The following is a 24442-nucleotide window of genomic DNA, read 5'->3' as shown; positions in this document are numbered from 1 at the left end:
CTACGCTCGTTCATGCCACTGCTCCCGTCGAGACGAAGGTCTTCATGTCGATCGGCTGACCGGACTCCATCGACGCGCGCGCCGCCTCAGCCAGGTAGACCGCAGTCGCACCGTCCGACGCGAGAACGCGCGGCTCCGGTCCGCCCCGCAGGCCGATCGCCAGCTCCCGCAGCTGCGTCAGGTACGGGCTCTCACCCAGCGCCGACTCGGGAATCAGCAGATCGCCGGCAGTAGCGCCGGTCTGCAGCTCTTCCTTGTAGCCCGTGTCGCCGTCGGACTTGAACTTCAGTACGCCGCTCGAACCCGCGACCGAGAAGCCGGTCTGGAACGTCGTACCGGTTGCTCCCCAGGTCGCGCGGCAGTGACTGATCGCACCGGAATCGTGCGTCAGCGTCACGTGCGCAGCCACATTGACGGGGCTGACGCCGTCGACGGTCGGCGGGTTCTGTACGGCGTACACCGTGGTGACCTCGCCGCACAGCCAGCGCGCCTGGTCGAGGTCGTGCACCATCAGGTCCATGATCACGCCACCGGACCGGGCCACGTCGCGGTACCAGCCCGCACCGGCCGGCGAGGACGCCTGGCGGTAGAACCGCGCCACCGCGACCTCACCGATCCGCCCGGCCTGGATCGCGTCGTACGCCGCCTTGTACGCCGGGAACCACCGCACCACATGCGCCGGGTACAGCCGGACGCCGGCCGCCGCGGCCGCGTCGATCACCTCGTGCGAGTCGGACGCCGTGAGCGTCAGCGGCTTCTCGCAGATCACGTTCTTGCCCGCCGCGATCGCGGCCAGCGTGATCTCCTTGTGCGTCGCCGACGGTGTGACGATGTCGACGAACTCGACCGCGGCGAGCAGTTCGTCCCGCGACTGCACGACCTCCAGCCCGTACTGCTGTGCCAGTTCCTCCGCGCCTTCGAGTGAATAGACCAGGACCCGGGCGCCGACGGCCTTCCAGGACGCGGCGTGGATGCGCGAGATGTTGCCCGCGCCGATCAGACCGACGGTCAGACCGGCCAACTCTTCCGACATGTGTTCCCCTGGGGATGGGTAAATTAGTAACGGTCCTTGCGTATCACTGCGCACAGGCGTTCGCAACTACCGTCTCACGAACACAACCACCTCACTATCGTGAACTGACGCCGTACTGTGCAGAATGACCCGGTGAAAGAAGCGACCGCCGCCCCGAGCGCTCCAGGCCAGTCTCCCGAGACCGGTCCGCGTCCAGGCGCAGTGGTCCAGACCGATGGGACCACTTTTACGCTCTGGGCTCCGGCCGCGGAACGGGTCGAACTGGCCCTGATCGCCGACGACGGCAGCCAGCGGAACCTCGACCTCACGCACACCGGTGAGTTCTGGACGGGGTTCGTCCCGGGTGTCGGCGCCGGCCAGCGGTACGGGTACCGCGTGCACGGTCCGTTCGACCCGTCGCACGGTCTGCGTTTCAATCCGTCGAAGTTGCTGCTCGACCCGTACGCACGGGCCGTGGACGGTTCGCTCGACTTCGACAGTCCGCTCGTCTACGACTCCTCCGACGGCGACTCGGCCGGGCATGTGCCGGTCGGCGTCGTGGTGGCCGACTCCGCGCCGCCGCCGCCGATCAGCAAGCCGGTGCACTGGGGCGAGACGGTCATCTACGAGCTGCACACGAAGGGGTTCACGAAGCTGCATCCCGACGTCCCCGAGCACCAACGCGGCACGTACGCCGGTCTCGCGCATCCGTCGGTGATCAACTATCTGACCGAGCTCGGCGTGACGTCGGTCGAACTGCTGCCGATCCACCACTTCCTCACCGAGCCGGCGATCGCGGCGCGCGGCCTGCCGAACTACTGGGGCTACAACACGCTCGGTTTCTTCGCGCCGCACGCGCCGTACTCGTCGTCCGGTTCGCGCGGCGAGCAGGTGGCCGAGTTCAAGGCGATGGTCGCCGCGTTCCATGCCGCGGGCATCGAAGTGATCCTGGACGTCGTCTACAACCACACCGCCGAGGGCGGCTTCGACGGCCCGACGCTGAGCTTCCGCGGGATCGACAACCGCGCGTACTACCGGCTGACCCACGGCGCCGCGATGTACGACGTGACCGGCACCGGCAACTCGATCGACACGTCGCATCCGCACGTCCGGCAACTGGTGATGGACTCACTGCGGTACTGGGTCGAGGAGATGGGCGTCGACGGGTTCCGGTTCGACCTCGCCGTCACGCTGGTGCGCAACGAGCGGCACGAGGTCGACATCCCCGACCACCCGTTCCTGGCCGAGGTCGCGGCCGATCCGGTGCTCGGCCGGGTGAAGCTGATCGCCGAGCCGTGGGACGTCGGTCCGTTCGGCTACCAGGTGGGCAACTTCGGCCCGCCATGGTCGGAGTGGAACGGTAAATTCCGCGACAGTGTCCGCGACGTCTGGCGCAACACCTCCGACGGCGTGAAGGACCTCGCCTACCGGCTCTCCGGGTCCAGCGACCTGTACGGCGACGACGGCCGCTACCCGTACGCGTCGATCAACTTCCTCACCGCGCACGACGGGTTCACGCTGCGGGATCTGGTCAGCTACGACCACAAGCACAACGAGGCGAACCACGAGGACAACCGGGACGGGACCGACGACAACCGGTCCTGGAACTGCGGCGTCGAGGGCGAGACCGACGACGCCGGCGTGATCGCGTTGCGCAAGCAGCAGATGGCGAACCTGATGTCCACACTGATCCTGTCCACCGGCGTGCCGATGATCACCGCCGGAGACGAGTGCGGGCGCACGCAGCACGGCAACAACAACGCGTACTGCCAGGACAGCGAGATCTCCTGGTTCGACTGGTCGCTGCCGAGCACCTGGTCCGACCACCTCGAACTGACCAAGAAGCTGTTGGCCCTCCGTGCCGCACATCCCGCCCTGCGGCAGTGGCACTACTTCTCCGGGCAGCCTGTCGTGTCCGGTGGCCGCAAGGACCTGTCGTGGATCGCTCCGCACGGCGGGGAGATGACCGACGCGGACTGGTTCGACGGGAACCTGCGGACGATCGGCATGTTCCTCCGCGGTGACGCATTGCGGGCGACTGATGCGGAGGGCAATGCCCTGACCGATAGCTCGTTCCTACTCGCGCTCAACGCTACGGCCGAGACGCGGAATGTCGTCGTACCGGATGCTTCGTGGGCACCGGCGTACGAGGTGGTGCTGGACACCAGCAACAGCATGGTGACCGAGGTGGAGGCCGGTGCGACTGTGCCGCTCGGTCCACGCTGTTTGGTGCTGCTGCGCGCGCTCTGAGGTCGTTAACCTTCCGCCTGTACATTCATCGGTCACCTGCTGTTCACCCCTGGGGGGACCGATGTTGCGGGAACGGACGACCCCGATCGGGGCGATGCATCGCGCGATCATGCGCTGGGGCGAGGCAGAGCGGACCAGCTCGCGGCTGGCGATCCAGCGCTGGGTGGACGGCATGGCGTACGTCGACGTACAGGCGCGGACGTATGCGGAGTACTGGACTGAGCAGAACTCTTTGACGCTGTCGGCCGAGGGACCGCTCTGGGTCGTCCTCGGCGACTCGACCGCGCAGGGGCTGGGCGCTTCGTCACCGCTACGCCCGCCCGCCCTGGCGCGGCATGCTCGCACCAGACGCGTTCCACCCCAACAACCTCGGCTACCGCCGCCACGCCGACGCCCTACTGGCCGCGCTCCCTGAGAAGCTCTTGTAGCCGGTCCAGCGTCTTGCTGCTCTCGTGTCGCACTCTGATCGGGATGATCGCTGCGCGGCCCGGTACGCGAATGCCTCCGGTCAGAGCCACCCGCGTGCCACCGCCTGGTTCGGCGGCGACTGCCACGCCGATGATCAGGAAGCGGCTCTGCAACCAGCACCACCCTGGGCGGAGCTGACCTTCCAAGCGCGCGCGTTGTCCTCTGGCGCCTTTCGCCCGTACGACGACGCGGTCGCCGTCACGCTCCTCGAGCGTCGCCGAGACCAGATCCGCCTGGATGGTGGCGAACACGTCGAGGTCGGCGAGCATCGCCTGCACCCGATCGGAATCTTGTGGCAGCACGCGTTCGGTGACGGCTGCACCCGGCACGCCCGCCGCGAGCGCGCGGAACCGCTCGACGTCCGTCAGTTCAGCCAGTGGCCAGTTCATGAGCTCCATGCCTTTCGAAAGCTTGCCCGCGCACGGTGCAGCCGCGACTTCGCCGTACCCGATGGCACGTCGAGTACGGCGGCCGCTGCCTGTTCGTCCATTCCTTCGAGGTCCCGCAGTACCAGGACCGCCCGATGCTCGGGTGACAGCCTCCTGAGCACGTCCTGTATGTCGATCGCGAGCTGCGGATCGTCCGCGGCCGGCAGGTCCGCGAGCTCGGCGGGCCGTTGCCGCTGCCCGCGGCGCGCCACTCGGACCGCCTCGCGGACGGCGATCGCCCGCGCCCAGCCGAACAGGGCCGCGGGTTCCTGCAGGCTGTGGAGCCCGCGGAAGATCGCGATCAGTGCTTCCTGTGCCGCGTCGGCTCCGTCGTTCAGCGCGATCGGCCCGCAGATCCTCCCGACGTACGGCGTCAACGCGTCGAGCACCTCGTTCATCGCGACCGTGTCACCACGTTGCGCCGCGAGCACCAGTTCCTCGATCACCTGAGGAAGTCTGACAGCAGCGGCCTGTCGACTGCTGCTGGCCGGCGCGCTCGGAGGAGCTTCAGATCAGCGAGGCACAGGGCTACACAGACCGGGGTGTAGAGGAACAGGTTGAGCCAGTAGAACGCCGTACTCGTGTCAATCGCGCCCGTGATCCAGACCAGTCCAACGGCCGCCCGTGCGGTCAGCCCGGCCACCAGCCCGACGACCACGAGCCTGCTGAGTCTCCACCTCGCACTGGTGAGGACGGCGCCTGCCAGCAGGAGGTGCAGTGCAGCCAGCGGCAGCACGACCCTGGGGCCGAAGCTCACCTGCATGTTGAGGACGGTCAGCGAGAGGCTGCGCTCATCACTCGCGGGCCAGGTGGCGCCCGTTGCCCAGTAGACGTGCACTGCCGCAAGCAGGAGGTGTGCGCTCGCGGAGACCTTTCGAGAATCCATCTCGACTCCTTCTCAGATGTGCGTGACAGCTGAGAAGAGGAGGCGTTCGACCGAGACGTTCCCCTGCGTGACGCAGATCTCAATGAGCGAATACTACGGATTCGGATAATCTGGATCCGTGGAAAGTGGCGAGTTGCTGTTGGTGCTGTTGCAGCGGGCGACGCATGTGACGTTGCAGGTGCTGGGAACGGAGCTGGCCGACCTGGGGTTGACGGCGTCCGAGGTGAACGTGCTCGCGAACCTCGCGGACGGGCGGGCGCGAACGGTCTCCGAGATAGGGGTCGCGGCGGGCGTGCGGCCGACGACGCTGACCGGCGTACTCGATCGGCTTGCCGACAAGGAGCTGCTGACTCGCGCCGCACGAACCGGGGACCGGCGTGCCGTAGAGATCTCGCTGACCGCGGCCGGCGCCCGGAGCGCGGCACGGGTGGCCCAGGCGTTCAAGGCGGTGGAGGTGCGAGCGTTGGACGGCGTACCGGAGTCGGCGGTCAAACAGGCCCGGCGGGTGCTGAAGGCGTTGGCGGAATCATGAACGTCTTCGACGAGCTGATGGGTGACGTGATGTCGACCGCCGAGCGGTTCGGGCATCGGGAGCACGTCCGCCTGACGTGGCTCGCCGTACGGCGGTGTGGAACGGCCGGCGCGGTGGAGCTGATCAGTAACGGGATCCAGAAGACGGCTCGGTACGCCGGGGTGCCGCAGAAGTACAACGCCACGGTCAGCAGGGCGTGGGTCGAGCTGACGGCGTACCACATGGCTGAGGTGCCGGGCGAGGGTTTCGAAGAGCTGGTACGCCGGAACCCGGGACTGCTCGACAAGCGGCTGCTGACGCGCTTCTACAGCTCACGCGCCTTGGCGTCTTCGGCTGCGCGGACCGGATGGGTGGAGCCAGACGTGAAAGCGTTCCCCTTTACTCTGCCCCAAGGGCAGGGGGTGTGATGGTCCGGTGTTGACGATCAGTGAGTTCGGGCGGAGGGCCGGGCTTTCGCACAAGGCGCTGCGGTTGTACGACGTGTCGGGGCTGCTGGCACCGGCGCAGGTCGATCCGGCGAACGGGTACCGCTTGTACGACGAGGCGCAGCTCGAGCGGGCGCGGCGGATCAGTGTGCTGCGGCAGTTGGACATGCCGCTGACCACGATTGCCGAGGTCCTCACCGGGACGGACGAGGACGCGTTGATCCGGCTCGACCGGTGGTGGGCGGCCGAGGAAGCGACCACAGCGGCCCGACGGGCGACGTTGCAGTACCTGCGCGACCGCCTGTCGCGTTCGGGTACGACGGGGCTCGCACCGCGACCGGTGCTCACCCGGGACGTGCCGGCGACGAAGATCGCCACCATCCGGGTCGACACCGATCAGCAGATGCTGGTCGGGATGATCGTGACGTGCACCGGCGAGATCACGTCGTACCTGCGGGCTGCCGGGGCGACCGCGACCGTGGGCTCGTGGGTGATCTTCCACGGCGCAGTGACGCCGGAGGCTGAGGCGACCGTCGAGATCTGCGTCCCGTTCGACGGCCTCGTGGACCCGTCCGGCCGGATCGGCATCCGGGTCGAGCCGGCCCATCGGGAGGCGTACTGCACGATCACGATGGACGAGTGCGCCTACCCGCGGATCATGCTCGCGTACGACCTCGTCTACGACTGGGTCCGGTCGTCCGGCAACCCCGACGCGGGTCCGCCGCGCGAGGTCTACCGCCAGGACTGCCATCTCCGCCCCCGCAACGAACCTGCCGTCGACATCGCACTGCCCATTCTCGAGAGGAACCTGTGATGGACTACGCGATTCAGACGCGCTCCAGCGATCCCGGCGTACATGCCGGCCTGTTCGACGCGCTGCCGGACGATGTCACCGAGATCGCCGCGGTGGTCCGCAACCTGCTGATCCACTACCGCGCCGGCGGCATCGAGTTCACCGGCGAACGACTGGCCGAGATCGACAACCGCTGGGTGTCGGCGATCCTCGCCACGGACCAGAAACGCAACGGTACGGCGCTCGCGGTGCCGCGCGAACCGGTTGACCGGGTGGTGGGGTGCTGCCGCGACTACACGCTCCTGTTCGTCTCGATGCTGCGGCACAAGGGGATCCCGGCGCGCAGCCGGGTCGGGTTCGGGAACTACTTCACCGAGGGCTTCAGCCACGACCACGTGGTCGCCGAGTACTGGAACGGCGACCGGTGGGTGATGATCGACGCCCAGATGGATCCGGCTGATCCGCGTTTCCCGTTCGACGTGACGGACATGCCGACTGGACCGTTCCTGTCGGCGGCCGAGGTATGGCGGGGATATCGGGCCGGCGAGCTGAACGGTGATCTGTTCGGCGCGGACCCGAATCCGGACGCTCCGCTGAAGCTGCACGGCGGTTGGTTCATTCGCACTTATGTGCACTATCAGCTCGCGCACCTGAACGGCGACGAGCTTCTGCTCTGGGACAACTGGGGGTCGATGTCGGACACGCTGGAGGGCGCCGACGTCGAGCTGACCGACCGGATCGCCGACCTGATGCTTGCCTCCGACAACGGAGACGACGCCGCGACGAAGGAGGTCAACGAGCTGTACCGCACCGACCCCGGCCTGACATACGCGGGCCGCGCCTTCGTCACCTCCCCGGCCGGTGGAGAGTTTGCCTGGAAGGACCTCGGCTAGCCCGCGAAGCCGTTGCGGAGTTTGTCGAAGAGGCGGTCGACGCGGGCTCGATGATCCTCGGCGACATCGTCCGGGGTGTCGCCGGCCATCAGCCGTCGGGCGGTCCCGGTGAGGACCGTGGTGTAACCGGCGATCAAGAACGCAGCCAGGAGCGCGGCGTCGCCGTCGAAGGCGGCGTCGCCGGCCAGCTCCTCGACCAGCGTCTGCTGGACCTCGTCCGCGATCTCCCGGGCCCGCGCGATCAACGCCGGCGACGACGCGACCGTCACGAAGAACGGGATCGACCCGTCCTTGAGCCCGGACAGGGCGTGGCGGTCGTCGGCCAGGCGCAGGACGGCCTCCCGGAGCGACGTGAGTACGTCGGCGCCACCCGAGCGCACCGCCGTACGGAGCAGCTCCGTCGCATCGTCGGCGCGATCGAGGAGCAGGTCCTCCTTGCGCGGGAAGTGCTTGAAGACCGTCACGCTCGACACGCCGGCCTCCCGCGCGACCTCGGCGACCGTCACGGCATCGAAGCCGCGCTCCAGGAACAACCGGGTGGCGACGTCCGAGATCCGCGCACGCGTCTGCGGTCCGCCACGGGCCGCGGTTCTGGGCATGTGACCTCACTCTCTTGTGTCACTAAGTTTAGTCACTTAACCTAGTGGCATGTCCTCCGATCAGACAACTGTCATAGCAGGCGCTCCCCGCTCGTTGCGGGAGGCGTGGGTCGCGCTGGCCGGGCTGTCGGCGGTGTTCCTGTTCGAGATGCTCGACAACTCGATCCTGAACGTCGCGCTGCCCACCATCGGGCGCGAGCTGCACGCGTCGACGACCGCGCTGCAGTGGGTGACCGGCGCGTACGCCGTCGTGTTCGGCGGATTGATGCTCGCGTTCGGGGCGCTCGCCGACCGGTTCGGCCGCCGGCGGATCATGCTCGTCGGGCTAGCACTGCTAGCGGTGGCGAGCCTCGCGACCGCGTTCGTCTCCACGGTCGAGCAGCTGATCGCCGTACGGGTCGCGATGGGGGTCGCGGCCGCGATGACGACGCCGGGATCGCTCGCCCTGAGCTTCCGGCTGTTCGAGGACGATGGGCTTCGGGTGCGCGCAACGACGCTGATCTCGACCGTAGGGCTGGTCGGGCTCGCGGTCGGTCCGACGGCGGGCGGGTTCGTGCTGGCGATCGCGCCGTGGCAGGTCCTGCTGCTCGTCAACGTACCGATCGCGGTGCTGGCGATTGTCGGCGTACAGCGTGGCATCTCCCCCGACGTACCGGCCGAGCTGCATCGCGATCCGATCGACGTCGTGGGCGCAGTGCTCGGTACGGCGACGATCGTGCTGGCGCTCGTTGCGCCCACACTGTTCGTCGACGAGGGCGCCGGGTCGTGGAGTCCGTGGGCGATCACGGTCGCGGCGATCGTCGGGGCTGCGCTGTTCTACGTCCGCGAGCGCTCAGCGACGTACCCGCTCCTCGATCCCAAGCTGGTCGCGCATCCGCTGGTGTCGAGCGGGCTCGCGTTCAAGGCGGCTGCCGGTCTGGCGACGGCAGGACTCGGGTATCTCGTGACGCTGCAGCTCCAGCTGGACTGGGGTTGGACGCCCGCGCTCGCCGCGATCGGGATGCTGCCGCAGGTCGTGGTCCTGGTCGCCGGCGGTGCGTTGATCAGGCCGTTCGTGGATCGGGTCGGTCTCGCGCGGGCGGCGTGGATGAGCGCGGCGGCGGTCGTGTTCGGGCTCGCGGTCTTCGGCGCGCTGAGCCGGTACGGCTACGTGTGGGTCGCGATCGCGCTCGTTCTGGTCGCGGCCGGCATGCGCGTCGTCGGTGTCGTTGCCGGAGTCAACGTACTGCGCGGTCTCCCGAAGGACCGCACCACGATCGGCGCCGCCCTCACCGACACCGCGACGGAAGTCACCTCCGGCGCCGGCATCGCCATCACCGGCACCGTTCTCGCCACGATGTTCACCGGGTCCATCACCAGCCCGAACTGGACCACACACCAGACCGCCCAGTTCCACCACGCCACCACCACCGCCGGCCTCACCCTCACCGCGCTCGCCGCCGCACTGGTTGCCTGGGGCATCGCCAGGAGTCGGGCCTGAGCACACCCGCCGGTGCCGCGAGACAGGTTATTGCCTGTGCGCCGCCCCCAGTACTTGTTCACCCCCCCCGGTCTCGGCAGGTGGTGGTGGGGCGGACGCAAAACACCCCCGCCTGGTGAGGCAGGCGGGGGTGTGTCTTGTGTGGTGGAGGCTCAGAACTCCGAGCCGGCGGGTAGGTCGGGGGTGGACGGGTCGTCCGGGTCGGACGGGCCGGCGGCGAGGCCGAGTTCGGCGACGCTCGCCAGGCCGGGGTGGTTCGGGACGACGCGGACCGTGTAGCCGAACGGGCCGGTGCGGTCCAGCTTCAGCTCGCCCTCGTACCGGTGCCGGTTGCCGTCGTACGTCTCGGCCAGCGAGAGCGTGGTGCGGACCGGGTCCGTGATCTCGTCGTTGGTGTCGACGCGACCGTGCAGCACCTCGACGCAGATGTCCGACGGGGCGAGGTCGCCGAGTGCCGCGAAGGCGCGGATCCCGACGGTCGTGCCCAGCTGCGGTACGTCGCCGAGGCCCTGGAGCTCCACGTGGTCGACCCGGATCTGCGGCCACGCCGCCCGGACCTTCTGCTTCCACGCGGCCAGCTCACGAGCACCGTCGTACGTCGAGTTGAGGGCCCGCGACGACTGTGCCGCCGGCACGTAGAGCTGCTCGACGTAGTCCTTGACCATTCGGGTGGCGAGCACCTTCGGGCCGAGCTCCTTGATCGTGTGCCGCAGCATCTCGATCCAGCGGGTCGGCACGTCACCGTCGTAGAACCGCGGCGCGACCTGCTTCTCGATCAGGTCGTACAGCGCGTGCGCCTCGAGGTCGTCGCGGCGGTCGGTGTCCTCGATCCCCTCGGCGGACGGGATCGCCCAGCCGAACTCGTCGTCGTACCACTCGTCCCACCACCCGTCGCGGATGGACAGGTTGAGACCGCCGTTGAGCGCGGCCTTCATCCCGGACGTGCCGCACGCCTCGTACGGACGCAGCGGGTTGTTCAGCCAGACGTCGGTGCCCGGGTACATCGGCTGCGCGAGCGCGATGTCGTAGTCCGGCACGAACACGATCCGGTGCCGAACCTCCGGGTCGTCGGCGAAGCGGACCATCTCCTGGATCAGCTTCTTGCCGCCCTCGTCGTGCGGGTGCGCCTTGCCGGCGATGACGATCTGCACCGGACGCTCCGGGTGCAGCAGCAGCGCCTTCAGCCGCGCCGGGTCGCGCAGCATCAACGTCAGCCGCTTGTACGACGGAACCCGCCGGGCGAAGCCCATCGTCAGGACGTCCGGGTCGAGGATCGAGTCGACCCAGCCGAGCTCGGCCTCGCTGGCGCCGCGGTTGATCCAGGACTGCCGCACCCGCGAACGGGTGTCGTCGATGAACCGCTGCCGAAGCAGCCGCTTGGTCTCCCAGATCTGCGCGTCGGTGGTCTTGTCCAGACCCTCGAACACCGAGTCGCCGTCGGCGGTGTAGTTCGCGTAGGTCAGGTCGTGGATCTCACGCGCCACCCACGTCGGCGCGTGGACGCCGTTCGTGATCGAGGTGATCGGCACGTCGGTCGAGTCGAAACTCGGCCACAGCCCCGCGAACATCCCGCGGCTGACCACACCGTGCAGCTTCGACACGCCGTTCGCGCGCTGCGCCAGCCGCAACCCCATGATCGCCATGTTGAACAGCGCCGGGTCCCCGCCCTCGAAGTCCTCGGCGCCCAGCTCGAGGATCCGGTCGACCGGGACCTCCGGGCCGAACACGTCCGGCGAGAAGTGCTGCTGGATCAGCTCGACCGGGAACCGGTCGATACCGGCCGGGACCGGGGTGTGCGTGGTGAACACGGTGCCGCCGCGGTTGACCTCGAGCGCGGTGTCGAAGTCGAGATCCTTCTCGGCGGCGAGCTCACGGATCCGCTCGATGCCGAGGAAGCCGGCGTGCCCCTCGTTGGTGTGGAACACCTCGGGCGCCGCGTGGCCGGTGATCCGGCAGTACGTGCGGACCGCGCGGACACCGCCGACGCCGAGCAGGAGCTCCTGGAGCAGGCGGTGCTCGGTCGAACCGCCGTACAGCCGGTCGGTCACCTCGCGCTCCGACGGCTCGTTCTCCTCGATGTCGGAGTCGAGCATCAGCAGCGGCACGCGGCCGACCTGGGCGACCCAGATCTGCGCGTGCAGCTCGCGGTTGCCGGGCAGCGTCAGGGTCACGGTCGCGGGGGCGTCACCATCCCGGAGCAGGCTGATCGGCAGCCCGTCCGGGTCCACCAGGGGGTAACGCTCCTGCTGCCAGCCCTCACGGTTCAGCGACTGCGCGAAGTACCCGTGCCGGTACAGCAGGCCGACGCCGATCAGTGGGACGCCGAGGTCGCTGGCTGCCTTCAGGTGGTCACCGGCAAGGATGCCGAGACCGCCGGAGTACTGCGGCAGCACGTGGGTGATGCCGAACTCCGGGGAGAAGTACGCGACCGCGTCGAGCGGCGAACCGCCCGCGGTCTGGAACCACCGGTCTTCGGTCACATAGCTGTCCAGGTCGGCTACAGCCAGTTCCAGCCGGCGCAGGAAAGCGTGGTCGTTGGCCAGCTCGTCGAGCCGGGCCGCCGGGACCTCGCCGAGCAGCTTGACCGGGTCACCACCGGTGCTCCGCCACAGCTGCGGGTCGACAGCCTCGAAGACGTCCTGCGTCTCCGGGTGCCAGGCCCAGCGGAGGTTGTTCACCAGGGTGCCCAGACCGGTCAGCGGCTCGGGCAGGACAGGGCGGACGGAGAATCGTCGTATCGCTCGCACCGGGACACCGTACAAGCCCAGGGCGAGCAAGACACCCTCGGGATGCATCGATCTTGCAACGCGAGCAAGAATTTGCAGCGGCGTGTGTCACAGGCGGATGGTGGGAACCGATAACGTCAGTCCTGCAATTAGCTGGCGTTACCTGTTCCCACCGACCTGATCCGCACATCGACAAACGAAGGTTCGTCTACGCCTTGACGTCCTCCCACCACCCGAAGGCAGGGGATTCCAACCCTTGCGGATTGAGGTTCGCGGTTCACAGCCGTGCCTTATTGCGCAAGAAGGCTCCCCGCACTGCCACGGCCCGCCCGGCCGCGGTTCACTGCTGGCCCAGCAACTGCCGGTTGCTCGGCTATCGCAACCAGTGACGACCCTATCGGACCCAACCGACAAAACCTGAAAGGAGGGAGATGGCGCCTCGACCTCGCCATGTACGACGGGGTCTCACGCCATCACACCGATGACTGGGCGCATCCCGATCACCGATGTCACCCCGACCGTCGACGCCGGAGCGTATCCGGCCAAGGCCGCGGTCGGCGAGACGTTCACGATCGCGGCCACTGTGTTCCGCGAGGGACATGACGCGGTGAACGCGAACGTCGTACTGACCTCGCCGTCGGGACAGACCAGACGGATGCTGATGAGCCCCGTCGGTCAGGGCAGCGACCGATGGACCGTCGACGTGACGCTGCAGGAGCAGGGCGCGTGGACGTTCGCGGTCGAGGGCTGGAGCGACCCGTACGGGACGTGGCGGCACAACGCCGAGATCAAGATCCCGGCCGGCCTCGACGTCGACCTGATGTTCGCCGAGGGTGCCGCGTTCTTCGACCGCGCGGCCGCCGGCGTGCCACCCGCCGTACGCGCGGATCGCGGAACGTTGAGCGACGCGGCGCACGCGCTGGCGAACGGTGCGCTGCCGCCGGAAGCGCGGCTGGCCGCGGGCATCTCCCCGCAGGTCCGGGCGGCCCTCGGTCGCTACCCGGTGCGCGAGCTGATCACCTCCTCCGAGACGTACCCGGTGTGGGTCGACCGGACCCGCGCGCTGTACGGCAGCTGGTACGAGTTCTTCCCGCGCTCCGAGGGTGCGACGTACGACGAAGAAGCCGGTGAATGGAAGTCCGGGACGTTCCGGACCGCGGCGCGGCGGCTCGAAGCGGTCGCGAAGATGGGCTTCGACATCCTCTACGTGCCGCCGATCCACCCGATCGGGCACTCGTTCCGCAAAGGCCCGAACAACACCCTCGACCCGAAGCCGGGCGACCCGGGTTCGCCGTGGGCGATCGGCTCCGAGGACGGCGGCCACGACGCGATCCACCCCGAACTCGGCACCTTCGAGGACTTCGAGTACTTCGTCGGCCGGGCCCGCGAGGTCGGTCTCGAGGTCGCGATCGACCTGGCGCTGCAGGCGTCGCCGGACCACCCGTGGGTGAAGGAACACCCGAAATGGTTCTCGGTGCGCGCCGACGGCTCGATCGCGTACGCCGAGAACCCGCCGAAGAAGTACCAGGACATCTACCCGATCAACTTCGACAACGACCCCGAAGGCATCTACGCCGAAGTCCTGCGGATCGTCCGGCTGTGGATCTCCAAGGGCGTCACGGTGTTCCGGGTCGACAACCCGCACACCAAGCCGGTCAACTTCTGGGAGTACCTGCTCGGCGAGATCCGCAAGACCGACCCGGACGTGGTGTTCCTGTCCGAGGCGTTCACCCGGCGGCCGATGATGCAGGAGCTGGCGAAGGTCGGGTTCCACCAGTCGTACACGTACTTCACCTGGCGCAACGAGAAGTGGGAGCTGGAGGAGTACCTGGAAGAGCTCACCAAGGAGACCGGTCACTTCCTACGGCCGAACTTCTTCGTGAACACGCCCGACATCCTCACGGCGTACCTGCAGTACGGCGGTCCCGGCGCGTTCAAGATCCGCGCGGCGATCGCGTCGACGTCGTCACCGGCCTGGGGTGTGTACGCCGGGTTCGAGCTGTTCGAGCACGTCGCACTGCGGCCCGGCTCGGAGGAGTACCTGGACACCGAGAAGTTCCAGCTCCGCCCGCGGGACTGGGAGGCCGCGGAGGCCGAGGGCCGCTCGCTGGCGCCGTACCTGACGCTGCTGAACAACATCCGCCGCCGGCACCCGTCCCTGCAGCAACTGCGCAACCTGACGCTGCACACGGTCGACGACGAAGCGATCATGTGCTTCTCGAAGCGCTCGACGGCACCCGACGGTCACAGCGACACCGTCATCGTCGTCGTGAACACCGACCCGCACTCGGTCCGCGAGTCGATGGTCCACCTCGACATGACCGCCCTCGGCATGCGCCCCGAAGACACCTTCACCGTCTACGACGAAATCACCGGCGCCACCTGGCGCTGGGGCCAGAGCAACTACGTCAAACTCGACCCCAACGGCGAACCAGCCCACATCCTCGCCGTCCGCCGCGGCCAAGCCTAGGCAAGCAGTTGGACTCGCCGAAGGGCCACTCGGCAGTGGACCTTCGGCGAACCGAAGCCGGACGTCTGTCGCTGTGACTCCCTCACCCGTCGCCATAGGTTGGAGTCGTAGGTGGGAGGAGGTGATGTTCGATGAGGCTGAAGGCGAGAGATCTTGTCGCGACACTCCTCGTCGCGGCTGTCATGGTTCCCTACGTCGGATACCTGCTGAACGGAGAGATGCCGTTCCTCAAGGATCCGCGAGGAATGTCCGCGCTCGGGCTGTTGCTCGGTGCAGTGGCGTTCTGGGTGATTCGTGGCAGCAACGATCGAGGACGGATCGGCAGGATGGAGGCCGGGGTCGCGATGCTGTCCGCAGTACTGGGCATCGTCGCGGTGGGCCTCGCGGAGACGGCAGCGGCCGAGGTGCTGCTGGCGGTCTTCATGGGGTCGATCCTGGTCGTCCTGGCCATCGAGCTGATCGATCACGCCGGTCTGTTGCATCATTCGGGCCATCCGGCCTGATCCGACGGGCCACAACCTACAACGCGCCGGTGCGACGGAGCCTCGTCCCACCGGCGCAATCGTCTCAGATCGGGACGGTTTCTGGGTACTTCAGCCCGGCGCCGGTGTTCAGGGCTACTACCTGGTCGTCAGCGTGGATCCAGCCGGAGTCGCGGAGCGAGCGGATGGCGGCGAAGTTGGCGGCGCCTTCGGGGCAGATGAAAGTGCCTTCCAGCTGTGCGACCTGATGTTGCTCGGCGAGGATGTCCTCGTCGTCGACCGCGATCGCGCAGCCGCCCGTCTCCGCGATCGCCTGGAGTACAAGGAAATCGCCGAGGGCCTTCGGGACGGTGATGCCGAAGGCAACGGTTCGGGCGTCCGGCCAGGGCTCGCTCTCGGGGAGGCCCTTCTCCCAGGCGCGGACGATCGGGGCGCAGCCTGTCGACTGGACCGCGACCAGGCGCGGCAACGGTCCCTCGATCCAGCCGAGGTCGCGGAGTTCGTTCAGTGCCTTCCAGATGCCGATGATGCCGACGCCGCCGCCGGTCGGGTAGACGATCACGTCGGGCAGCTGCCAGTTCAGCTGCTCGGCGATCTCCAGGCCCATCGTCTTCTTGCCCTCGATCCGGTACGGCTCCTTCAGCGTGGACGCGTCGAAATACCCGGGCTGGTCCTGGATCAAAGACCGGACGTACGCCGCCGCGTCGCCGATCAGCCCGTCGATCAGCTGCAGCCGCGCGCCGACCGCGGTCACCTCGCGCCGGCAGATCTCCGGCGCGGCGATCGGCATCGCGATCAACGCCTCCATCCCGGCGCGCGCGGCGTACGCGGCCCAGGCGGACCCGGCGTTCCCGTTCGTCGGCATCGCGATCTTCCGGACGCCGACCTCGTACGCGCGCGACACCCCGACGGCGGCGCCCCGCGCCTTGAACGTCCCGGTCGGGATCAGCCCCTCGTCCTTCATCAGCAGGCGATCGACCCCGAGCTCGGCGCCGTACCGCGGCAACGGCAGGAGCGGCGTCATCCCCTCCCCCAGCGTCACCACGTTCTCGGGCGAGCGCACCGGCAACAGCTCGTGATACCGCCACAGGTCAGGCCCGCGCGAGACCAAATCGTCCTTGTGAAGCGCTAGTACGTCGTACCTCGCGAGCAGCGGCGATCCGCACGGGCACAGGCCGATGATCTGATCGGCGTCATGGGTGGCGCCACAGCGAGGACACTCGAGATGACTCAGCGCGGAGAAGGTCACGACAACAGAAACTACCCCGCGCGAACTACCCCGCGCGCAGATCGGTGATCATCGGGCGCTGGCGATCGGTGAGCCGGAACCCGATACCGCGGACGGCGTCGATGGTGACCGTCGTACCGAGGTCGTCGAGCTTGCGGCGCAGGCGCTTCACCACCGAGTGCACGTCGGCGGTGCCGCGGATGTTCCGGTCCCGCCACACGGTGTGGTGCAGAGCGTCGTACGACCAGACCCGCAGCGGCGCGGACATCAGGCGGCTGAGCAGCTCCTGCTCGAGCTCGGTCAACTGGATCTCGTCACCACGCCAGCAAGCCGTCGAACGAGCCCGATCGATGGTGAGTACGTCGGCCTCGGAGTCCTCGCCGGTCGCATGGACCGCGGTGGCATCGACCGCATCGGGATCCGGTGGCTCAGGCTGCCCAGGTGCGGCGGGCGGTGGTTGCTGAGCGGGAACCAGCAGTCTGCGCAGTTCGTCGAGGCTGGAGACCAGGAGCAGCGGCGCGACGTCGTCGACGAGTTCGGCCAGCCGGACGCGCTGCTCGGGTGAGGCCGCGACCGCGATGAGCAACGGGAACGCTCCTGATCCAGTGGTGGTCAGATCGGCGTCCGTAGGGGCGGGTTCACGGGCGGTGACCATCTGATCACGATGTCAACATCTGCCTGGGATCGTCAACGGAATGCCAACGTTTGCCCACCTTGCCTCGATCGGTGCGACAGCTAGTCACAAGTTGCTCACCAAGTGTGCTTGTTACCACGTTGTTCTGACACATAAGGTCCACGTCAAGCTTGCGGTGTCACATACCGCGACCTGGGGGGCACTGAGCGTTCACACGCCCTCCTGCAGCAATGACTCGGGGGAGTCGACTCGGGGTCGTTTCAAGTGAGGGGCTGCAGAGATGTCACATCAACGAAAGGGACTCGCCAGATCACTGGCGGGCGCCCTCGCGACGGTGGCAGTCGTCGCAACCAGCCTGGCCTCGGTAGGCCAGGCCCAGGCTGTACCTGATTCTGGACCGCCCACCAAACCGGAGGCCACACCCGCCTCCAAGATCAAGCCGGAACTTCTCCAGAAGCTCGACGGCAAGGACGCCAAGTCCGCGACGGACTACTGGGTCCGCTTCGCCGCGAAGGCCGACCTGACCGCCGCGAGCAAGATCACCAACTGGAACGAGCGCGGCACCGCGGTGGCCGCCGCGCTGAAGAAGGCCGCCGCGGACAGCCAGGCGAAGATCCGCGCCGAACTGGACGCGCAGCATGTGAAGTACCAGTCCTTCTGGGGCACGAACGCGATCCGCATCGAGAACGGCTCGCTCGAACTCGCCCAGAACCTGGCCGGTCACACCGAGGTCGAGGGCCTGTACGCGCCCGTCCAGATCGAGGTACCGAAGGTCACGCCCGGTCAGCAGGAGAAGGCGATCCAGGCCGTCGAGTGGGGCGTCGCCAACATCAAGGCGAACCAGGTCTGGTCGCAGTACGGCGACAAGGGCGAGGGGATCGTCGTCGCCAGCATCGACACCGGTGTGCAGTACGACCACCCGGCGCTGGTGCACCAGTACCGCGGCAACAACGGTGACGGCACCTTCAACCACAACTACAACTGGTTCGACGCAGCCGGCACCTCGCCGAACGCGCCGGCCGACGGCAACGGCCACGGCACCCACACGATGGGCACCATGGTCGGTGACGACGGCGCGGGCAACCAGATCGGTGTCGCCCCGGGCGTGAAGTGGATCGCCGCGAACGGCTGCTGCCCGAGCGACGCCGCGCTGATCACGTCCGGCCAGTGGATGCTCGAGCCGACCGACCTCGCCGGGCAGAACCCGGACGCGAGCAAGCGGCCGAACGTCATCAACAACTCGTGGGGCTCCACGCTGCCGTCGAACGACCCGTTCATGGAGGACATCACCCTGGCCTGGACCGCGTCCGGGATCTTCGGGACGTTCGCCAACGGCAACAGCGGTGAGGGCGGCTGCAACACGTCCGGCTCACCGGGCAGCCTGACGAGCAACTACTCGGCCGGCGCCTACGACATCAACAACAACATCGCGTCGTTCTCCGGCCGCGGTGTGGGCCAGAACGGCACCATCAAGCCGAACATCTCGGCCCCGGGTGTCAACGTCCGCTCCAGCCTGCCGGGCAACACGTACGGCGCCTTCAACGGTACGTCGATGGCGACACCGCACCTGACCGCCGCTGTCGCCCTGCTGTGGTCTGCCTCGCCGGCCCTCAAGGGTGACGTCGCGGCAACGCGGGCGCTGCTGAACTCGACCGCGATCGACACGCCGAACAGCCAGTGCGGCGGCACCGACGCGAACAACAACGTCTTCGGTCAGGGCCGTCTGGACGCGCTGGCGCTCCTGAACGCGGCGCCGATCGGCGACACCGGCACGCTCTCCGGCACTGTCACCGCCGCCACCGGCGGCGCCGCTCTCGCCGGCGCCAGCGTGACGGTGAAGGCAGCCGGCCAGCCGGACAAGACGCTGACCACCGGCAGCAACGGCACGTACTCGACCGTGCTGCCGGCCGGCGACTACAACCTGACGGTCGCATCGTTCGGTTACGCGACGCAGACCGCCACCGCCACCATCACCACGGGTCAGACCACCACCAAGAACTTTGCTCTGGTGAGCACGCCGCAGGTGAGCGTCGGCGGTACCGTCACGGACGGCTCCGGCCACGGCTGGCCGCTGTACGCGAAGGTGTCGGTCGAGGGCCCGGGTGGCGTGTTCGACTACACGACCCCGAGCAACGGCCGGTACAGCCTCAAGGTCCCGTCCGGTGCGGCGTACTCGCTCAAGGTCGAGTCGAAGTACCCGGGTTACCAGACCGTCAGCCAGCCGATCACCGTCGGCACGGGCAACCTGACGAAGAACATCGCCGTACCGGCAGACGCTGACTCGTGCAGCACCGCGCCCGGTTACAAGTGGGGCTCGGACGGCGTGTACGAGACCTTCGACTCCGGTGCCGCGCCGAGCGGCTGGACCGTCGTCGACAACAAGGGCAACGGTCAGGTCTGGAAGTTCGACGACCCGGGCAACCGGGGCAACCTGACCGGTGGCAGCGGCAAGTTCGCGGTCATCGACAGCGACAAGTACGGCGGCGGCCAGTCGCAGGACTCCTCGCTTGTCAGCCCGGTCGTGGACCTGAGCTCGGTCACCGCTCCGGTGATCCGGTTCAACCAGGACTTCAAGCGTCTCGGTGACAAGGCCGACGTGGACCTGTCCCTCGACGGCGGCGCCACCTGGACCAACGTGCTGCAGCAGACCGCGAACAGCACCGGCCTCAAGGAACTCGCGATCCCGCAGGCGGCCGGGCAGGCGAACGTGAAGGTCCGGTTCCACTACTACGAGGCGAACTACGCATGGTGGTGGCAGGTCGACAACGTCCTGATCGGTAGCCAGGTCACCTGTGTGGCGACCGGCGGCGGGATCGTCGTCGGCAACGTCAAGGACGCCAACACGAGCGGTTTCGTGAACGGCGCCGTCGTCACCCGTGACGGCAGCACCGAGGCTGGCAAGGATTCTGGGACGACCGTTGCAACGCCCGAGGACACCGGTCTGAACGACGGTTTCTACTGGCTGTACTCGTCCGCTGACGGCGACCAGGGCTTCACCGCCAAGGCCGGCAACTACGTCAGCTCGACCGCGACCGTCGGGGTCGAGGCGGACTGGACGACCACTGCCGACTTCACGCTGAAGGCCGGCCAACTGTCCGTCACGCCGGGTGCCGTCAGCGGCAGCCTGAAGCTGCCGACCGGCAAGGTGACCAAGTCGTTCACCGTCAAGAACACCGGCGGTGCCGATGTCGACGTGAAGTTCGGTGAGAAGGACGGCGGTTTCGTCCTGCAGAACGCGAACGGCAGCACGACGACCAAGGCCCAGGTGGAGAACGGGCCCGGCGCCCCGCTGCAGCGGCTCGCCGTGGACACCTCGTTCGCCCAGATGCTGACGGGCAAGACCGGCGCTGTGTCACCAGGGACGGCCGCCGCGAAGCCGATGGCGGCTCCGTGGACCGACATCGCCGACTACCCGGCGACCGTGATGGACAACCGGGTGGTCAGCCTCGAGGGCAAGACGTACTCGATTGCCGGTGGCAACGGTAGTGCGTCGACCGCGAACAGCTACGTGTACGACCCGGCGACCCTCGCCTGGACCGCGATCGCCCCGCTGCCGGGTGCTCGCAACGCCATCACCGTCGGTGTGATCGGCGGCAAGATCGTCGCCAGCTCCGGCTGGGGACCGTCGGGCCCGGCGCCGGAGACCTGGTCGTACGACCCGGCCGCCAATGCCTGGACCGCACTGGCTGCCAACCCGGCCCCGCGGGCCGCGGCCGGTCAGGCAGTGCTCGACGGCAAGTTGTACGCCGTCGGCGGCTGCACCACCGCCAACTGCACCCCGATGAGCAACACCGTGGTGCGGTACGACCCGGCGGCCAACGCCTGGGAGACGCTGGCGAACTACCCGAAGTCGGTCGCGTTCGCGTCCTGCGGCGCCATCGACGGCATGCTGTACTGCGCCGGCGGCAACGACGGCGCGACCTCGCAGAAGTCGGCGTACGTCTACGACCCGAGTGCAGACTCCTGGACTGCGATCGCGGACGCACCGTCCGACCACTGGGCGGCGTCGTACGCCGTCGCCGGCGGCAAGCTGCTGATCGTCGGCGGTGTCCAGGCCGGTGCGGTCACCAACGCCGGGTTCGCGTACGACCCGTCGTCGGCGAGCTGGACCGCGCTGCCGAACGCCAACCTGCCGCGGTACCGCGGTGGTGCCGCGTGTGGCTTCTACAAGATCGGCGGCTCGTCCGGCAGCTTCAACGCAACGGCGGACAGTGAGGCCCTGCCGGGTCTCGAGGACTGCTCCGAGTCGTCGGCGGACGTGAGCTGGATGTCCATCGACCAGACCGAGGTCAGCCTGGCCCCGGGACAGTCGACGACCGTCAAGGTCACGCTCTCCGCGAGCGTCGACCAGCCCGGCACCTACAGCGGTGCCGTGACGATCGGCGAGAACACCCCCTACACGGTCGCTCCGGTCGGCGTGACGATGACCGTCACCCCGCCCACCACGTGGAGCAAGCTGCAGGGCACCGTCACGGGCGTCAGCTCGTCCGGCGCCTCCGCCGCCCTCCCGGGCGCGATCGTGGAGGTGGACTCGTGGGCCCAGTCCTACACCTTCATCACCGACAAGGACGGTAAGTACGCCTACTGGCTCGACCGTCGCAACAACCCGCTCACCCTGATCGCCGCGAAGGACGGCTACAAGCCCCAGACCCGCACCACCAAGCTGGTCGCCGGCACCCCCGTCACCGAAGACTTCGCCCTGAAGTCGATCAAGTAAGCACCCGGTAAAAGCTCGGCCCCCGGACCGTCACGGTCCGGGGGCCGAGCCCTTTCCGGAACTTTTTCGTCACCAGGTGGCGAAAATGTTCCGGAGAACGGCTGTGTCAGGTGGTGGGGAGGAGGTGGAAGCCGACGCCCCGGACGGCGTGGATGGTGACGGTGGCGCCGAGGTTGAGGAGTTTTTGCCGGAGGCGTTTGACGACCGAGTGGATGTGCGAGCCGTGGCCGAGGTGCTCGTTGCCCCAGACCGCGTGGTGCAGGCGCTGGTACGTCCAGACCCGGCCGGGTTCCGCTACCAGGCAGTGCAGGAAGTCGTGCTCGAGCCGGGTCAGCGGCATCTCGCGGTCCTTCCACCGGACCACCCGGCGGTGGACGTCCAGCCGCAGCTCGGCGACCGGCTCAGGATCACGCACCGCCTGCATGCGGCGCTCCGCAGGTGGCACAGCGGGTACGTCGGCCACCACGCCCGTCGCACTGACAGCCGCGCTCGGTGCGACCGTCACCCCCGTGAGCTCCAGGAACGCGCGGGCCTGGTCGGCGTTCGAGACCAGCAGCAGCGCGTCGGCCCCGCCGAGCAGGCGGGCCAGCTGTACTCGTTCGGCCGTGGACGCGGCCACACCGATGATCAATGACGAATCGGACGGCCTCTCGATCGGCATCACAAGCTCGCCCCTCCCAGTCGAACCGGCCCGCCATAAGTACGGTTCACGGCGCGAACTAAGTCAAGTGATTCACCGCTCCGTGGGCTGGCACATATGCGTCCTGTCCGAGACAGGACAGGCAAACCTTGGCAAATCCTGGCGACGCTCCCCGGACGGGTGTGCGATCGGCCCACCAAGCGGAGTAGTCTCCTCGCGCACGGTCACTCTGACCGCACCCACGGAGGAACAGTGCCCGGTCTCGTTCGACGGCCGCTCGTCATCTGGTTGCTCGCGGCCCTCGCAGTCCCTGTACTGCTGACGGCTGTGCTGATTCCCGCCCGTGCCGGCACCACCGAGGACGATCTCCGCGAACGTACGACGGCTGCCCTGAAGGCGCGCGGTATCGAGACCGGCGGCGTCGACTTCGACGGCCGGAACGCGCGCGTCACCGTGCCGTCCGGCGTGGATCCGGCGGTGGTCCGGGAGGTCGTGTCGGGTGTCGACGGTGTGCGGTCGGTCGAGCTCGTCAACGGGCAAGCGGCCGGTTCTACGCCGACATCTACGCCGACATCTACGCCGACATCTACGCCGACGCCTGTTCCGACCAGCAGCAGTACGCCGCCGCAATCCGACGTACCGGCGTTCGAGCTCGGGCGGACGGATCGGTCGATCCGGGTGCAGGCGCCGGTGCGGAGCCAGGCGGTCAAGGACGCGATCGCGGCCGAGGTCGACCAGGTGCTCGGCGAGGACCGTGAGTACGACGACCGCACGACGATCGACGCCGCGAACGGTCTCGCCGAAGCGTCGACGGTGTCCGCGCTGCTGCGGGCGCTGGCGATCGGCGGCGGTGACGCCTCGGTGCGGTACGACGGGGACAACGTCACGTTGTCCGGTCAGGTACCGGACCAGGCGACCAAGGCGACGATCGGCCGGGCCGCGGCGACCGCCGTTCCGGGTGCGGTGATCGCGGACGAACTGGCGCTGCCGGCGCCGCCGAAGAGCGCGGTCAGCGAACCGTGCCGTACCTTCCCGACCCGGCTGGCCGAGTTCAGCCGGCGGTACCCGATCAACTTCTTGTCCGGTACGTCGATCGTGAACAACGCGTCGAAGCCGTCCGTGGTGAAGGCCGCCGCCGTCCTCAAGTCGTGTACGACGGTGCGCGTCGAGGTGGCCGGTCACACCGACGACCTCGGCTCACCCGCGACCAGCCTGCCGCTGTCCGAGCGCCGGGCCGCCGCGGTGAAGGCCGAACTGGTGCGGCTGGGGGTCGGCGCGGACCGGATCCTCGCGCACGGGTACGGCGAGGCGTTCCCGATCGCATCCAACGCCACCGGCGCCGGGCGGGTCGCGAACCGCCGCGCCGAGATCCGAGTAGTACAGGGGAATTGATGAGCTGGCTGATCGCCGAGACCTGGATTCTGCTGCTGGTCGCGTTCGTACTGGGCAGCGCCGCCGCCTGGCTGGTACACCGACTCGTCCGCCATTCGGCCGGAGGAGCACGCTGATGGGCTGGCTACTCCGAGACAACTGGCTGGGCTCCCTCCTCGCGTTCGTCGTCGGCGCAGGCATCACCTGGGTCCTCCTCGACCGCCGCCGCCCCGCCCCCGCAATCCCCAACACCACGGCCTCCTCTCCCCCGAACCCCGCACCAACCCCACCAGCGGCCGAGCGAACCACTCCGGCACCACCTGCCGAGCAACCGACTGCGTCCCCGAAAGCCGAGGCTGCCCCGACGGCGGCATCATCAGCCGAGCCGGACCCGACACCTGCAGCTCC

20 protein-coding genes are annotated in these 24442 nt (G+C 68.2%); 11 read left to right on the top strand and 9 right to left on the bottom strand.

What is annotated here, in order from left to right; genetic code table 11:
• Positions 1–10: 10 nt before the first annotated feature.
• Positions 11–1033: a Gfo/Idh/MocA family protein gene (locus EV651_RS38750; RefSeq protein WP_133790770.1), complete on the bottom strand. Its 1023-nt coding sequence runs from the start codon at positions 1031–1033 to the stop codon at positions 11–13.
• Between the two features lie 201 nt (positions 1034–1234).
• On the opposite strand from EV651_RS38750, the gene glgX reads away from it, so the two are divergent.
• Positions 1235–3262 (top strand): glycogen debranching protein GlgX, encoded by a 2028-nt coding sequence (gene glgX, locus EV651_RS38745; RefSeq protein WP_370354100.1) that lies wholly within the window; start codon positions 1235–1237, stop codon positions 3260–3262.
• A gap of 61 nt (positions 3263–3323) precedes the next feature.
• Complete coding sequence (locus EV651_RS38740; RefSeq protein WP_133790766.1) at positions 3324–3677, top strand: hypothetical protein; 354 nt, start codon at positions 3324–3326, stop codon at positions 3675–3677.
• Here the strand turns inward: EV651_RS38740 and EV651_RS38735 are convergent.
• Genes EV651_RS38735 through EV651_RS38725 form a run of 3 tightly spaced genes read right to left on the bottom strand, consistent with a single transcriptional unit; the run spans position 3658 to position 5044 of the window.
• Positions 3658–4119, bottom strand: coding sequence for a hypothetical protein (locus EV651_RS38735; protein ID WP_202870721.1), 462 nt, complete (start codon positions 4117–4119; stop codon positions 3658–3660). The genes EV651_RS38740 and EV651_RS38735 overlap by 20 nt on opposite strands.
• On the bottom strand, positions 4116–4604 hold the full coding sequence (locus tag EV651_RS38730; protein WP_238157479.1) for an RNA polymerase sigma factor: 489 nt from the start codon (positions 4602–4604) through the stop codon (positions 4116–4118). The genes EV651_RS38735 and EV651_RS38730 overlap by 4 nt, the downstream gene beginning before the upstream one ends.
• Positions 4601–5044, bottom strand: coding sequence for a DUF3995 domain-containing protein (locus tag EV651_RS38725; protein ID WP_133790764.1), 444 nt, complete (start codon positions 5042–5044; stop codon positions 4601–4603). The genes EV651_RS38730 and EV651_RS38725 overlap by 4 nt, the downstream gene beginning before the upstream one ends.
• Positions 5045–5162: 118 nt before the next feature.
• On the opposite strand from EV651_RS38725, the gene EV651_RS38720 reads away from it, so the two are divergent.
• From EV651_RS38720 to EV651_RS38705, 4 genes are read left to right on the top strand one after another with little or no spacing between them, the layout of a single operon-like run.
• Positions 5163–5576, top strand: a complete 414-nt coding sequence (locus EV651_RS38720; RefSeq protein WP_202870720.1) for a MarR family winged helix-turn-helix transcriptional regulator — start codon at positions 5163–5165, stop codon at positions 5574–5576.
• Positions 5573–5983 carry a hypothetical protein gene (locus tag EV651_RS38715; protein WP_202870719.1) on the top strand — a complete coding sequence of 137 codons (411 nt, stop codon included), beginning with the start codon at positions 5573–5575 and terminating at the stop codon, positions 5981–5983. The genes EV651_RS38720 and EV651_RS38715 overlap by 4 nt, the downstream gene beginning before the upstream one ends.
• A gap of 7 nt (positions 5984–5990) precedes the next feature.
• Positions 5991–6815 carry a MerR family transcriptional regulator gene (locus EV651_RS38710; RefSeq protein WP_133790762.1) on the top strand — a complete coding sequence of 275 codons (825 nt, stop codon included), beginning with the start codon at positions 5991–5993 and terminating at the stop codon, positions 6813–6815.
• Positions 6815–7687 (top strand): transglutaminase family protein, encoded by an 873-nt coding sequence (locus EV651_RS38705; protein WP_133790760.1) that lies wholly within the window; start codon positions 6815–6817, stop codon positions 7685–7687. Before EV651_RS38710 ends, EV651_RS38705 begins: the two co-directional genes overlap by 1 nt.
• Here EV651_RS38705 and EV651_RS38700 read toward each other — a convergent pair.
• Positions 7684–8286, bottom strand: a complete 603-nt coding sequence (locus EV651_RS38700) for a TetR/AcrR family transcriptional regulator (protein ID WP_133790758.1) — start codon at positions 8284–8286, stop codon at positions 7684–7686. The two genes, EV651_RS38705 and EV651_RS38700, sit on opposite strands and share 4 nt — an antisense overlap.
• Positions 8287–8335: 49 nt before the next feature.
• On the opposite strand from EV651_RS38700, the gene EV651_RS38695 reads away from it, so the two are divergent.
• The gene (locus EV651_RS38695; RefSeq protein WP_133790756.1) at positions 8336–9766 is read left to right on the top strand and encodes an MFS transporter; all 1431 of its coding nucleotides are present in this window, start codon (positions 8336–8338) and stop codon (positions 9764–9766) included.
• A gap of 152 nt (positions 9767–9918) precedes the next feature.
• Here the strand turns inward: EV651_RS38695 and glgP are convergent, their stop codons facing one another.
• Entirely contained in the window at positions 9919–12513 is a 2595-nt protein-coding gene (gene glgP / locus EV651_RS38690) for an alpha-glucan family phosphorylase (RefSeq protein WP_133790754.1), read from the bottom strand.
• Between the two features lie 460 nt (positions 12514–12973).
• Here glgP and EV651_RS38685 point away from each other — a divergent pair, with 460 nt between their 5' ends.
• Complete coding sequence (locus tag EV651_RS38685; protein ID WP_133790752.1) at positions 12974–14962, top strand: maltotransferase domain-containing protein; 1989 nt, start codon at positions 12974–12976, stop codon at positions 14960–14962.
• A 131-nt stretch (positions 14963–15093) separates the two neighbouring features.
• The gene (locus EV651_RS38680; RefSeq protein WP_133790750.1) at positions 15094–15465 is read left to right on the top strand and encodes a hypothetical protein; all 372 of its coding nucleotides are present in this window, start codon (positions 15094–15096) and stop codon (positions 15463–15465) included.
• Positions 15466–15529: 64 nt separating this feature from the next.
• Here EV651_RS38680 and EV651_RS38675 read toward each other — a convergent pair whose 3' ends face one another.
• Both EV651_RS38675 and EV651_RS38670 read right to left on the bottom strand, forming a co-directional pair.
• On the bottom strand, positions 15530–16693 hold the full coding sequence (locus EV651_RS38675) for a threonine synthase (protein WP_133790748.1): 1164 nt from the start codon (positions 16691–16693) through the stop codon (positions 15530–15532).
• A 25-nt stretch (positions 16694–16718) separates the two neighbouring features.
• The gene (locus tag EV651_RS38670) at positions 16719–17327 is read right to left on the bottom strand and encodes a winged helix-turn-helix domain-containing protein (protein ID WP_133790746.1); all 609 of its coding nucleotides are present in this window, start codon (positions 17325–17327) and stop codon (positions 16719–16721) included.
• A 259-nt stretch (positions 17328–17586) separates the two neighbouring features.
• Between EV651_RS38670 and EV651_RS38665 the strand changes: the two genes are divergently transcribed.
• Positions 17587–22023, top strand: a complete 4437-nt coding sequence (locus EV651_RS38665) for a S8 family serine peptidase (RefSeq protein WP_133790744.1) — start codon at positions 17587–17589, stop codon at positions 22021–22023.
• A 106-nt stretch (positions 22024–22129) separates the two neighbouring features.
• Here EV651_RS38665 and EV651_RS38660 read toward each other — a convergent pair whose 3' ends face one another.
• Positions 22130–22684, bottom strand: coding sequence for a winged helix-turn-helix domain-containing protein (locus EV651_RS38660; RefSeq protein ID WP_133790742.1), 555 nt, complete (start codon positions 22682–22684; stop codon positions 22130–22132).
• Positions 22685–22915: 231 nt separating this feature from the next.
• Here EV651_RS38660 and EV651_RS38655 point away from each other — a divergent pair, with 231 nt between their 5' ends.
• Positions 22916–24055 (top strand): OmpA family protein, encoded by a 1140-nt coding sequence (locus EV651_RS38655; protein WP_238157477.1) that lies wholly within the window; start codon positions 22916–22918, stop codon positions 24053–24055.
• Positions 24056–24442 lie beyond the last annotated feature (387 nt).

Source organism: Kribbella sp. VKM Ac-2571 (genome assembly GCF_004362255.1).
Taxonomy (GTDB): domain Bacteria; phylum Actinomycetota; class Actinomycetes; order Propionibacteriales; family Kribbellaceae; genus Kribbella; species Kribbella pratensis.
The sequence above is the reverse complement of the archived record's forward strand: the minus strand, read 5'-3'. Positions and strand labels throughout refer to the sequence as shown.

Excerpts from the sequence above, each read along its gene's own strand:
- EV651_RS38705 (WP_133790760.1), top strand. The coding sequence starts at position 6,815 with ATGGACTACGCGATTCAGACGCGCTCCAGCGATCCCGGCGTACATGCC.
- EV651_RS38685 (WP_133790752.1), top strand. The coding sequence starts at position 12,974 with ATGACTGGGCGCATCCCGATCACCGATGTCACCCCGACCGTCGACGCC.
- EV651_RS38665 (WP_133790744.1), top strand. The coding sequence starts at position 17,587 with ATGTCACATCAACGAAAGGGACTCGCCAGATCACTGGCGGGCGCCCTC.
- EV651_RS38700 (WP_133790758.1), bottom strand. The coding sequence starts at position 8,286 with ATGCCCAGAACCGCGGCCCGTGGCGGACCGCAGACGCGTGCGCGGATC.
- EV651_RS38725 (WP_133790764.1), bottom strand. The coding sequence starts at position 5,044 with ATGGATTCTCGAAAGGTCTCCGCGAGCGCACACCTCCTGCTTGCGGCA.
- EV651_RS38750 (WP_133790770.1), bottom strand. The coding sequence starts at position 1,033 with ATGTCGGAAGAGTTGGCCGGTCTGACCGTCGGTCTGATCGGCGCGGGC.
- EV651_RS38735 (WP_202870721.1), bottom strand. The coding sequence starts at position 4,119 with ATGAACTGGCCACTGGCTGAACTGACGGACGTCGAGCGGTTCCGCGCG.
- EV651_RS38715 (WP_202870719.1), top strand. The coding sequence starts at position 5,573 with ATGAACGTCTTCGACGAGCTGATGGGTGACGTGATGTCGACCGCCGAG.
- EV651_RS38670 (WP_133790746.1), bottom strand. The coding sequence starts at position 17,327 with ATGGTCACCGCCCGTGAACCCGCCCCTACGGACGCCGATCTGACCACC.
- EV651_RS38660 (WP_133790742.1), bottom strand. The coding sequence starts at position 22,684 with ATGCCGATCGAGAGGCCGTCCGATTCGTCATTGATCATCGGTGTGGCC.
- EV651_RS38740 (WP_133790766.1), top strand. The coding sequence starts at position 3,324 with ATGTTGCGGGAACGGACGACCCCGATCGGGGCGATGCATCGCGCGATC.
- EV651_RS38695 (WP_133790756.1), top strand. The coding sequence starts at position 8,336 with ATGTCCTCCGATCAGACAACTGTCATAGCAGGCGCTCCCCGCTCGTTG.
- EV651_RS38680 (WP_133790750.1), top strand. The coding sequence starts at position 15,094 with ATGAGGCTGAAGGCGAGAGATCTTGTCGCGACACTCCTCGTCGCGGCT.